This is a genomic window from Parasphingorhabdus sp. (assembly GCF_036963805.1).
Lineage (GTDB): Bacteria > Pseudomonadota > Alphaproteobacteria > Sphingomonadales > Sphingomonadaceae > Parasphingorhabdus.
Window position 1 is genome coordinate 46341 of sequence record NZ_JBALUN010000002.1, and the last position, 12175, is coordinate 58515.

The 12175-nt window shown below is 52.6% G+C and carries 11 protein-coding genes; 7 read left to right on the forward strand and 4 right to left on the reverse strand.

Annotation, left to right across the window (positions count from 1 at the left end; all coding sequences use genetic code 11):
• Nucleotides 1-209 precede the first annotated feature (209 nt).
• Nucleotides 210-626 (reverse strand): hypothetical protein, encoded by a 417-nt coding sequence (locus tag V7676_RS06975; protein ID WP_335658970.1) that lies wholly within the window; start codon nt 624-626, stop codon nt 210-212.
• 12 nt (nt 627-638) lie between these two features.
• Nucleotides 639-1211 (reverse strand): hypothetical protein, encoded by a 573-nt coding sequence (locus V7676_RS06980; RefSeq protein WP_335658971.1) that lies wholly within the window; start codon nt 1209-1211, stop codon nt 639-641.
• An 11-nt stretch (nt 1212-1222) separates the two neighbouring features.
• On the opposite strand from V7676_RS06980, the gene serS reads away from it, so the two are divergent.
• The 4 genes from serS (at nt 1223) to V7676_RS07000 (ending at nt 5573) form a co-directional block, all read left to right on the forward strand.
• A complete protein-coding gene (gene serS / locus V7676_RS06985; RefSeq protein WP_335658972.1) occupies nt 1223-2506 on the forward strand; it encodes a serine--tRNA ligase in 1284 nt (427 codons plus the stop codon).
• Nucleotides 2506-3273, forward strand: a complete 768-nt coding sequence (surE, locus tag V7676_RS06990) for a 5'/3'-nucleotidase SurE (RefSeq protein ID WP_335658973.1) — start codon at nt 2506-2508, stop codon at nt 3271-3273. The genes serS and surE overlap by 1 nt, the downstream gene beginning before the upstream one ends.
• Nucleotides 3274-3436: 163 nt before the next feature.
• Nucleotides 3437-4504, forward strand: coding sequence for a M23 family metallopeptidase (locus V7676_RS06995; protein ID WP_335658974.1), 1068 nt, complete (start codon nt 3437-3439; stop codon nt 4502-4504).
• A 7-nt stretch (nt 4505-4511) separates the two neighbouring features.
• The gene (locus V7676_RS07000) at nt 4512-5573 is read left to right on the forward strand and encodes a potassium channel family protein (RefSeq protein WP_335658975.1); all 1062 of its coding nucleotides are present in this window, start codon (nt 4512-4514) and stop codon (nt 5571-5573) included.
• 19 nt (nt 5574-5592) lie between these two features.
• Here V7676_RS07000 and V7676_RS07005 read toward each other — a convergent pair whose 3' ends face one another.
• Nucleotides 5593-6000, reverse strand: a complete 408-nt coding sequence (locus V7676_RS07005) for a DUF1761 domain-containing protein (RefSeq protein ID WP_335658976.1) — start codon at nt 5998-6000, stop codon at nt 5593-5595.
• Nucleotides 6001-6138: 138 nt separating this feature from the next.
• Here V7676_RS07005 and rimO point away from each other — a divergent pair, with 138 nt between their 5' ends.
• Nucleotides 6139-7506, forward strand: coding sequence for a 30S ribosomal protein S12 methylthiotransferase RimO (gene rimO, locus V7676_RS07010; RefSeq protein WP_335659536.1), 1368 nt, complete (start codon nt 6139-6141; stop codon nt 7504-7506).
• 26 nt (nt 7507-7532) lie between these two features.
• Here rimO and V7676_RS07015 read toward each other — a convergent pair whose 3' ends face one another.
• Nucleotides 7533-8048 (reverse strand): DUF1993 domain-containing protein, encoded by a 516-nt coding sequence (locus V7676_RS07015; protein WP_335658977.1) that lies wholly within the window; start codon nt 8046-8048, stop codon nt 7533-7535.
• 364 nt (nt 8049-8412) lie between these two features.
• On the opposite strand from V7676_RS07015, the gene V7676_RS07020 reads away from it, so the two are divergent.
• Nucleotides 8413-9252, forward strand: coding sequence for a GGDEF domain-containing protein (locus V7676_RS07020; protein WP_335658978.1), 840 nt, complete (start codon nt 8413-8415; stop codon nt 9250-9252).
• 80 nt (nt 9253-9332) lie between these two features.
• Complete coding sequence (gene polA, locus V7676_RS07025) at nt 9333-12173, forward strand: DNA polymerase I (protein WP_335658979.1); 2841 nt, start codon at nt 9333-9335, stop codon at nt 12171-12173.
• The last annotated feature ends 2 nt before the right edge of the window (nt 12174-12175 follow it).

Sequence of the window (12175 nt, forward strand, 5' to 3'; positions counted from 1 at the left end):
AAACGTGGCGCACCGGCCCGCAAAGTGAAACGCATCCGGCGGACAGTGACGAAGACGGTTACGGCATGCGCGCCAAGCGTGGTCACTATCACACAGGCACAGCCCATTCCCCTTCCGGCCCCAGCATATTATCCTGCCCCATTGCCGGAAATTCCCGTGCTTGAAAGCGGCGGGGGTTCTATTCCTGTCGTGATTGGTGGTAGCGGCGGCTATGGCGGCGGTGGTTTCGGTGGCGGATTTTTCGGCGGATTTTTTGGCGGTGGCGGATCAGGCGGCGGTTCTGTCGTCATTTCTTCGACTAGTAGCGGTGGCTCAACCAGTACATCGTCAGGTGGTAGCTCCACTAGCGGCGGTTCGACCAGTAGCTCTACCGGAGGGTTTTCAAGCACCTCGACCGGTGGTTCGACTAGCACGTCTTCGGGTGGCATTAGTACTTCCACTGGCGGCGTCTCCACGTCGACCGGCGGGGTAAGCACTTCAACAGGCGGCGTGAGTACATCGACAGGTGGTGTGAGCACCTCCACTGGCGGCGTGAGCACATCCACTGGTGGCAGTTCGTCCAGTTCATCAAGCAGCTCCAGCTCCTCATCTAGCAGTTCTTCTAGCTCTTCCAGTTCAGGCGGCACGTCGACCGGCGGTCATAGCTCCGGTGGCCATAGTTCGGGTGGGCATAGCTCTGGAGGCCACAGTTCCGGGGGGCACAGTACTTCTTCAGGCGGTTCTGGATCGTCCGGAAGTAGCGGATCATCTGGAAGCAGCGGGTCTTCCGGTGGCTCATCAAGCAGTTCAAGCTCTTCTTCGAGCGGTTCCAGTTCGTCCAGTAGTGGTGGTTCCAACGGAAGTTCTGGTTCTTCGGGTAGCAGCGGGTCGTCAGGTTCGACCTCCTCTGGCGCAAGCGGCACTTCTTCAAGCTTTGGCGGTAACAGTACGTCCAGTTCCAGTTCTTCAAGCAGCTCCAGTTCCAGTTCAAGCAGTGGCGGGTCAAACGGCGGTTCTAACGGAGGCACGCCGGTTCCAGCCCCGCCAGTAGTTCTGCTCTTTGGCGCAGCGGCAGCAGCTTTGTTCGCGCGCAGCCGTAAAGCGAAAAAGGCTTTGGCCGCGTAAACGGCAACGGGCAGGATAGAAATCAAGAAGCGGCTGGAGCGATCCCGCCGCTTTTTTTGTTGCGTCGTTGAAGCTCGGCACTTGAACCGCACGCTGTGTCTAGGCATAGGCTTGTCCCATGCATGATCTAAAATATATCAGAGAAAACGCGGCCGATTTCGATGCCGCTCTGGCGCGTCGCGGTGTGGAGCCGGTTGCTGCAACAATATTGGCGCTGGATGAAGAGAATCGCAATATCGCGACCAAGCTTCAAGAAGGACAGGCCCGCCGTAACGAAGCGTCCAAAGCCATTGGCAAAGCCAAGGGGCAGGGCGATGAAGAAACAGCACAGGCGTTAATGGCCGAAGTGTCGGAACTGAAGAGTAGTTTGCCAGCGATGGAAGAGCGGGAGCGTGAAGTTTCAGGAAAATTACGCGATGCTCTGGCCGCGCTACCCAATATTCCTGATGCAGATGTTCCGCAAGGCGCGGATGAAGAGGATAATGTTGAGCTGGAACGCTTTGGCACGCCGCGCAGCTTTGACTTTAAACCGCTGGAGCATAGCGATATCGGCCCGCCGCTAGGGCTGGATTTTGAAACGGCTGCTGAAATGTCCGGTGCGCGCTTTGCGTTTCTGCGCGGTCAAATGGCGCGGCTGCAACGCGCTATCGGTCAATTCATGCTGGACCAGCAGACAGTAGAAAACGGCTTTCAAGAATGCGCGCCGCCTTTGCTGGTACGCGATGAGGCCGTGTTCGGGACGGGGCAGCTCCCCAAATTTTCAGAAGACCTGTTCCAGACCACCGATGGCCGCTGGCTCATCCCGACCGCGGAGGTCAGCCTGACCAACAGCGTGAGCGGACAGATATTGGATGGAGCGCAGCTACCGATTCGGCTGACGGCGCTGACGCAGTGTTTCCGCAGCGAGGCTGGTTCAGCGGGCAAGGATACCAAGGGCCTGATCCGCCAGCATCAGTTTGAAAAAGTAGAGATGGTCGCGATTGTCCATCCTGATAAGAGCGATGCGGAACATCTGCGGATGACGGAGGCGGCGGAATCAATCCTTAAAGCGCTTGAACTGCCCTATCGTAAAATGCTGCTCTGTACCGGGGATATGGGTGCGACTGCGCGTAAGACCTATGATTTGGAAGTTTGGCTGCCGGGTCAGGATGCTTATCGCGAGATTTCGAGTATTTCAAACTGCGGCGATTATCAGGCGCGGCGGATGAATGCCCGTTTCCGCCCTGAAGGCGAGACCAAGGGGACACAATTTGTCCATACGCTCAACGGCTCTGGCCTCGCGGTTGGGCGAACTTTGGTTGCTGTGCTTGAAAATTATCAGCAAGAAGATGGTTCTGTCATAATTCCGGAAGCGTTAAAGTCTTATATGGGTGGGATTGAAAAACTGGAGCCTGCAAACTGATGCGTATATTGCTGACCAATGATGATGGATTTGACGCCCCGGGCATGAAAATACTGCTCGACATTGCGCAGCATTTTTCCAACGATATCTGGATTGTCGCGCCGTCGGATGAAAATTCGGGTGCTGGCCATTCACTGACGCTCACCCGCCCGTTGCGCGTCCACAAGCGCGGGGATCAGCAATATTCTGTTGATGGTACGCCTACCGACAGCGTGATGATGGCCGTCGCGAAGATCATGAAAGACGGTCCTCCCGACCTGATCCTGTCCGGTGTCAATCGCGGAGCCAATCTGGGTGAAGATGTAACCTATTCGGGAACTGTATCCGCCGCCATGGAAGGCGCGCTGGCCGGTATCCCGTCGATTGCGCTCAGTCAGAGCTATGCGCGCGGTGATTTGGGTGATGAAGTGTCGTTTGAAGCGGCTTCGCTATGGGGCGAACGCGTGCTCCGCCCACTGATCAAGCAAAGCATGGATCACCGGACTTTGGTCAATATCAATTTTCCGGCGTTGCCGGCGAGCGAAGTCAAGGGCGTCCGCGTGGTATCACAAGGCATCCGAGATTATGGTCGGCTCCAGATTGTCAGCAATCGCGACCCGCGCGGCTTTGAATATCATTGGTTCGGACTTGGGCCCATGGTTGAGACCCCGGCCCACAGCACCGATCTGGAAGCCATTGCCGACGGCTATGTCTCGATCACCCCGCTGCATCTCGATCTCACCCATTATGAGTCGATGGATAGTCTGAACAAGCTTTATAACAATTAGATTAGGTTTATTCTTCCTATGAAGGGGTGACTGATACCGACGGTGCTCCTTTTCATGTTGAATGTTTTACATCCGTTGCGGCGACGCAGGGCTGGCAACCTCAAGAATTGCTGCTAGATAAGGCCCTCTCATTGGGGTGAGAGCGAGTAAACGGGGCCTGATCATGCGTAAGATTGCCATATTCTGTCTGGTGCTTTGCCTGTCGGCCTGTATTCCGCCCGGTAGAGATTATAGTTGGCCGCAAAATGAGGCGGTAAATAGTGCGTCGCCCAAACTTGAAACCGACAATTCTATATTTGGTCAAAAACCCGGTGATGTTCCTCTGGCCACATGGGTTGAACGGCCGGTCACACCCAATGCGGTAACGATTAATAACAGTACATATGTTGTGCAATCCGGTGATACGCTTCGCGGTATTGCCAATCGTACCGGGGCAAGCTCACAGATTATTGCGGCGACTAACCACCTCACAGCGCCCTATGTTATTCAACCCGGCCAGCGGCTTAAAATAACGGGAGGCCGCTATCACAAGGTCGGTAGCGGTGAAACCGGCATTGCTATTGCCCGCGCATATCGCGTGTCATGGCGTGACGTTATTGCGTTTAATGGTTTGGAAGACCCGTTTGTTTTGAGGGTCGGGCAAAAGCTACTATTACCGGCAGCATTACTCGCTGAATCTAGCAACATGACAATCGAACAGCGCGCAGCCGCCTTTGATGTCGATATTGATGACATCGTTACGGGCAGTGAACCTGCGCTTGCGAATAGTGGCGCGCCAGTGTCTGACTGGCGCAAGGCCGTTACATCGACCAAAATACCGGTCGCAGCCGCGCCGCCTGTGGGTTTTTCAGGTCAGTTTGTTTGGCCGATCGATGGCAAACTGCTTTCCAGCTTTGGCAGCAAAGGTGGGGGAAAGGTCAATGACGGACTGAACATAGCTGTCGCGAAGGGTACCCCCATCCGCGCGTCGGCCGACGGCGTGGTCGCTTATAGCGGCGATGAAATCGGGGTTTTCGGCGGCTTGATCCTGCTCAATCATGGCGAAGGCTGGGTCACTGCTTATGGCCATGCAGACAAATTGGATGTTACGCGTGGACAAAAGGTCACGGCGGGTGATATCATTGGTGTGGCTGGCGACAGCGGCTATGTACAGGAACCACAATTGCATTTTGAAATCCGCAAAGACCGTAAACCGGTAAACCCAGCATCCCATCTGCCAAAGCGGGTCTGATCGCCTGATGGCACAGCGCAACAACCGCAATATTTCGGATTATGTGACGCTACGACGGCAATCGAGCATGCCGATCTGGCTAGACATCACTTGGCGGGTGTTCTTCGTATTGGCTTTGATTGCCGCTGCGGTCGCCGTGCACTGGTTTGACCGGACTGGCTTGCAGGATAACTATGACGGTGATGTGAGCTTTCTTGATGTCATTTATTTTACGATGATTTCTATTACGACGACCGGATACGGGGATATTGCGCCAGTGACCGAGCGGGCACGGATGTTCGACGCTCTGGTTGTGACTCCCATTCGTATCTTCGTTGTGCTTATATTTGTTGGCACAGCTTATAATTTTGTATTCAAAAGAACCTGGGACAATTGGCGCATGAAAATCATCCAGAGAAATTTGCACGATCATATCGTGATCGCAGGTTTTGGAACCAGCGGTAAGGAAGCCGTGCAGGAATTAATCGCACGCGGGACCAATCCCGAGAAAATTGTCGTGGTGGACCCATTTGACGAGGCTTTGGCAGCGGCTGAAAAAATGGGATGTGCAGTCATTAACGGGGATGCCACGCGGGACGGCGTGTTGATGAACGTTAAAATTTCCCGCGCCCGATCGATGATCGTATCGGCAGGGCGTGATGATACGAGCATATTGATTGTGCTGACAGCGCGGCATCTTGCCTATCATTTGCCGATTAGCGTATCGGTTAAGGCTTCCGACAATGAAATGCTCGCTCGGCAAGCGGGCGCGACGACTGTTATTAATCCGGTGAGCTTCGCTGGCTTATTGTTGGCCGGAAGCTGTGAAGGCGCCAAAATTTCCGATTACCTTAGTGATCTCGCATCGGCTACGGGACGGGTAAAATTAACGCAGCGAACTATTGGTGACGAGGAAGTCGGAATGTCGTTGAACGACGTCGTCAATGAAGGATTAGGCGTCAGGATCTATCGTGGAAATGCTGTATTCGGTTTTTGGGAGGAAGAAGCCAAGACACTTGAAGCCGGTGATATTATAGTTGAGATAATACCGGGCAACGGTGCCGGAAAAAGCGACGATAACGCCAGCTAATTCTATGGTGCTCGCTAGACTAGATCAATAGCGCGTGCACAGCCCCCATTGCTGCATAAAATAACAGCCAATATGCCGCGTCGATGAAGAACAGGGTCTTGTTCTTTTGCGAGAATAGGTAATTGGTGCCGATGGCGGGTATAATAAAGCCCAAGGCAATTCCGGTGGATATCATCATCTTCACATGAACGGGCGGCTGACCGAGCCGGAAGAACATATGGGCGAGCATAGCCGAAGAGATCAGGCTGAAAGCAAAGGCTCCGCCATAGATTAAACCCATATTGCCGCCTTTTATATCTTTTTCGGTCAGGCCGACGGCGCCCATCCATTTCTTTCCCATGATGGGGCCATACCAAATGCCGCCCACCAAAAAGCCGCATGCGGCTGCCAATATGATGGCGAGCCAGTTTATCTCTAGTAAATCCATATTATCCTCCCAGATGTGCGAACAGATTGATTTTACACTTATATGGATGGAAAAACCAGATGTTGCGCCGACTGATCAGCCATGTCTGCCAAACATGGCGTGACTCCCCTGAAAATAGCGCGTAAAGGCGCTGCCAATATGGCAACAATAATATCTTCTCCGCCCAAAGTCGGCATGGTGTCCTTGGGATGCCCAAAGGCGCTCGTCGATAGCGAACGCATTTTGACGCAATTGCGTTCCGATGGATATCAAATGTCAGCGGATTATGCCGGTGCAGATGTCGTGCTGGTTAATACCTGCGGCTTCCTAGACAGCGCCAAGGAAGAATCACTCGAAGCCATCGGTGAAGCAATGGCCGAAAATGGCCGTGTGATTGTCACTGGCTGTATGGGTAATGAAGCCGAAGCTATCCGGGCCCGTTTCCCCGGCGTATTAGCCGTAACCGGGGCGCATCAATATGCAGATGTGGTGAGCGCGGTCCATGAGGCTGCTCCTGCAGCGCGCGGCGCGTTTGTTGATCTGGTGCCAGATGCGGGACTAAAACTCACCCCGCGCCATTATAGCTATTTGAAGATTTCCGAAGGCTGTAACCACCGTTGTTCATTTTGTATCATCCCAAGCCTGCGCGGTGATCTGGTGTCGCGGCGGCCCGATGCAATTCTGCGCGAGGCAGAGAAGCTGGTTGCTAATGGCACTAAGGAACTGCTCATCATCAGTCAGGATACTTCGGCTTATGGTGTGGACATCAAGCATCAGTCACAGATATGGAACGGACCGATAGGGCAGGGCCGGGAAGTCCGTGCCCATATGACCGATCTTGCGGAAGCGTTGGGCGAACTCGGTGTCTGGACCCGTCTCCATTACGTCTATCCCTATCCTCATGTTGATAAGGTCATCCCGCTTATGGCGGAGGGCAAGATTACACCTTATCTCGATATTCCGTTTCAGCATGCTGCGCCGAATGTGCTCAAACGCATGAAGCGGCCAGCCAATGAAGCCAAGGTTTTGCAGCGGGTGAAAAGCTGGCGCGATATCTGTCCCGACCTGACAATCCGTTCGACCTTCGTGGTCGGTTTTCCCGGCGAAACAGAAGAAGATTTTCAATATCTACTCGATTGGCTCGAAGAAGCGCAGCTTGACCGCGTCGGTGCGTTCCGTTTCGAACCGGTAGAGGGTGCCGCTGCCAACGCTTTGGACGGTGCGGTACCAGAGGAAATCAAAGAAGAACGCTATCAGCGTCTGATGGAAAAAACGGCGGCGATTAGTGCCGCGCGATTGCAAGCCAAAGTTGGCCGCACGCTTCCGGTTATTATTGACGAAATCGGTGAGCCTGATGAAGATGGCGACATTGGCGCGACAGCAAGGTCACAGGCTGATGCACCCGAAATTGATGGCAACGTATTTTTGCGGAATGTTGGTGCCGATGTTGCAGTGGGCGATATTATCAACGCAGTGATCGAAGATGCCGATGCACATGATCTATTCGGCGCACCTGCGGAGCCCTGAAGCAGGGCCCCGGATTTGGTGACTGTTCACATTCCCATATAATCTTTCTTACCGACCGCGACGCCCTGCATGCGCAGCAAATTATATGCTGTCGTGACATGGAAAAACAGGTTGGGAAGAAAGAAATTTAACACATAGTTTTGCCCGCTAATATCCATCGTCTTGCCCGGCCCGATCGGCATCGAAATTTGTAAGTCTTTATTGCTGTCGATCAGATCATTATCGGCTTTGGCAAACGTCTTCGCGCAATCGTCAATGCGCGCGATTAGGGCATCGAAACTGTCGCCCTCCATCGGTAAATTTGGTAAGTCATCCGGCGCGATACCGGTCATTCGCGCGGCACCGCGCACCGCAAATTCCGTGATCATCTGCACTTGCCATTTCATATCGTGCATATCCGGGAACAGGCGGTTGTTTAGAAAGGCTTCTTCGGGAGTGCCGGTTGTTTCTGCATGGTCCTTCGCCTTTTCCAAAATATTGGTGAGTCCCCTAAAAGCCTGATCGGTAGAAGATTTAAAAATTTGGGAAAGGGCTATGGCCATGATGAGTCCTTGGAAATGTTAGAGAAGGATTGAGGCTCAGGCTACCACATTAAGTCAAAAAGAAGAAACTTACCCAGCATAGTGAAACAATATGGTGCCGCAAAATGCAGATGATGTGGGCTAGGATAACTATGTTCCTCGTTCTGCGCCCTATTGCCGGGATCTGGGCGTTGACGGAATTTGCGAAAGCGATCTTGCGCGATAATAAAGATGCACTTTGGAGACTATTACCAAATAAGGTAAACGGACGGCAGCTTGTTAACCAGATTTCTGTCAAATCGCACTGATAATACTATATTTTTTCAAAATTCCCTTAACCATGAAACTGCACAAGCTCGCAATCTATTGATTTTATAATCCTCCTATGAACGAAGCGATTACCAAATTATCTATCGTGCGTCAGACAGGAATGATGTCGGCAACAGAGGTTTTGTCAGCTTTTGGCATTTCTGCGCTGATGTATCTGACCTTCTTCGGCGTCGATGACCATTTTTGGAATGTTATGACTATCGCCTTCATTGTGCCATGGGTCATTTGTATTCCTGCCAATCTCTATTTTATCAAACAGCGCAAGCAATTAATCGATACCGCAGACCAATTGAAAGAGACTCAGGAAGAGTTGCAAATTATAAATCAAAAATTGCAGCACCGTGCGAATATTGACGGGCTAACCGGTCTTGCCAATCGAGATCATTTCATCAAACTGTTCGACGAACGGCGCAAGGAATCCAGCAGTAATGTTTTGATGATTGTGGATGCAGATCATTTCAAGAATATCAATGATGGCTACGGTCATTTGGTAGGAGACGAGGCATTGATGCTACTCTCATCCGTATTCAAACGTATGCTGCGCCGGGGTGATTTGGTCGGGCGGATTGGTGGCGAAGAATTTGGTGTTTTGCTCCCCAATACTTGTGAGGCTGAAGGTGAGATTATTGGCGAGATGATCCGTCATGAGATCGAAAATACGCTGTTCGAACCGCAAAAAGGTGCGTCACACCGGATTACCGTCAGCATCGGTTTGACGAGTGCATCACCGAATGAAGAGCGCGCCTTCCCGATGCGCAACGCGGATAGCGCCTTGTTTGAGGCAAAACGGCGTGGACGCAACCAATGTGTGCTTTATACAACGGATATGCGAGAGAAGCCTCGGCCCTTTTATGAGGCGGGCAATCGACCGGCTCCGGTTCGGATGCGTGCCTGATTTTGCTCCCGAGTAATTTCGATATCTGCCGTGTAAATTAGCGATGACGGATAGTCTTCCCGCTGCTAGTGCTAGTCACTATGACAGATGCAGATTCTTCCGGCCCCGCGGCCTCCGACGATAGCAGTTCCAAGCAAAATCATCTTTATCTGATTGACGGTTCAGCATATATTTTCAGGGCGTATCATCGCCTCCCACCGCTGACCAATATTCACGGGGAACCGGTGGGTGCTGTCTATGGCTATACGACGATGCTTTGGAAGCTCGCCGACGAGCTGCACAAGGCCGACGGGCCAACCCATATGGCAGTGGTGCTCGACAAATCATCGCAAAGTTTTCGTAACGAGCTGTACAGCGAATATAAGGCGCACCGTCCCGAGGCTCCCGAAGATTTGCGTCCGCAATTCCCGATGATCCGTGATGCAACGCGCGCTTTTTCGTTCCCGATGATCGAGGAAGAAAATGTCGAGGCGGACGATATGATCGCCAGCTATACAAAGGCGGCCGTGGCGGAAGGCTGGAAAGTCACGATTGTTTCGTCCGACAAAGATCTGATGCAGCTGATCGAACCCTTTGAGGACAGCCGGGTCGATATGCTCGATACGATGAAAAATGTGCGCATGGGCAAAGCGGCGGTTGAAGAAAAATTTGGCGTGGGTCCGGAAAAACTCGGCGATGTCCTGGGTCTTATGGGGGATAGCGCTGATAATATTCCCGGTGTTCCCGGTATTGGTCCAAAAACCGCGTCCAAGCTGATTAACGAATATGGTGATATCGAAGCGGTGCTTGCCGCTGCACCGGACATGAAAAAGTCCAAGATGAGAGATAATATTCTCGAAAATATCGAACAGGCACGGCTTTCGCGTGTTTTGGTGACGTTGAAAGATGATTGCCCGTTGCCCGATACGCTCGACAGTTTCTTGCTAAAAGATATTCCAGACGGTCCGTTAAGGGAGTTTCTTACCCATCACGGGTTTAACTCACTGCTCAAGAAGCTTGGTGGCGGTCAGGCGGAGCCACAAAATCCCGATATTGATGGCGGAATTGGTGGTAATGCCCCCGCCACGGCGGCAAAAGCGATCGACGCGCCTGCGATTGACCGGAGCCTGTATGAATGTGTGCAGGATCTGGAGATGCTGGACAAATGGATTGCTCGCGCCCGGACGAAGGGCGTGCTTGCCGTCGATGTCGAGACTGATAGCCTAGAAAGCGTCACCGCACGTGTTGTCGGTGTCTGTTTGGCAACCGGCCCCAATGAAGCCTGTTATATCCCGCTTGGCCACGGTAGCGGGGATATGTTTGCGGAATCGCCGAAACAAATCCCGACCGAAGAAGCCTTGGCGCGATTAAAACCTTTGCTCGAAGATGATGCGATTCTGAAAATCGGTCAAAACCTTAAATATGATATGACTGTGCTTGCCCAGCATGATCTGAAAATCACGCCGTTTGATGACACGCTGGTGATGAGCTTTGATCTGGATGCAGGCCTGCACGGTCACGGCATGGATGAATTGAGCAAGCTTCATCTCGGCCATGAATGTATCAGTTTTAAATCGCTCACCGGCACGGGAAAGAAAGCGATTACATTCGCTGAAGTGCCGCTGGACAAGGCGACCGAATATGCCGCCGAAGATGCCGACGTTACGCTTCGATTGTGGGAGATATTACGTCTGCGTATGGTGCCGGAACAGGCGACGCGGGTCTATGAGATGGTTGACCGGCCGCTTGTGCCAGTAATCGCTAAGATGGAAGAAACCGGCGTGCTGGTTAACCGTGAGGAACTCGCCCGATTATCGCAAATTTTCGCCGAAAATATGGCGGTCTTGGAGAAGGAAATACACGAACTGGCTGGTGAGCCTTTTTCTATTGGTAGCCCGAAGCAATTGGGTGAGATTCTTTTTGGAAAACTTGGCCTAAAGGGCGGAAAAAAGGGCAAAAGCGGGCAGTATTCTACGGATGTCACTGTGCTTGAACGCTTGGCGGGGACTGGTGAGCCGATTGCGCAAAAAATCGTTGATTGGCGGCAGTTGTCCAAACTTAAATCTACCTATACCGATGCACTGCAGGAGCAGATTAACTCCAAGACGGGTAGGGTGCATACCTCTTATAGCTTAAGCGGTGCGCAGACCGGGCGGTTGTCCTCGACCGAGCCCAATTTGCAAAATATCCCGATCCGTACCGAAATCGGGCGGCAAATCCGTCAGGCCTTTGTTGCCGCGCCGGGCAATGTCATTCTTGCTGCCGATTACAGCCAGATCGAATTGCGGCTTGCAGCGCATATCGCCGATGTCGATACGTTGAAGGCGGCTTTTGCGGCGGGGGAAGATATTCATAACCGCACCGCGCAGGAATTATTCGGCACTGTCGACCGCGACACGCGTGGACGGGCAAAGACGATTAATTTCGCGATTCTCTATGGTATTTCCCGCTGGGGTCTCGCTAAACGGCTGGAGGTCGATGCTGATGAGGCCCAGCAGATGATCGACAAATATTTTGAACGTTTCCCCGGCATCAATCGCTATATTTCCGAGACGCTGCAAAGCGCGCGTGAATGCGGTTATACAGAGACTTTATTTGGTCGGAAAACCCATTTTGAGCGGCTCAAATCTTCCAACCAGTCGGAACGTCAGGGCAGTGAACGCGCGGCCATTAATGCTCCGATTCAGGGCACTAGTGCGGACATTATCAAACGCGCTATGGCCCGGATGGTCCCGGCTTTGATGGAAGCTGGGCTGGGCGATGTTAAAATGATTATGCAGGTCCACGATGAACTGGTGTTCGAATTGCCCGAAACCAATGTGGATGCGGCATCCGAGGTTATCCGTAAAGTGATGGCTGGCGCAGCCGAGCCAGCGATTAAACTGTCAGTGCCGCTGGATGTAGATATAGGAACGGGCAAATCCTGGGATGAGGCCCATTGATA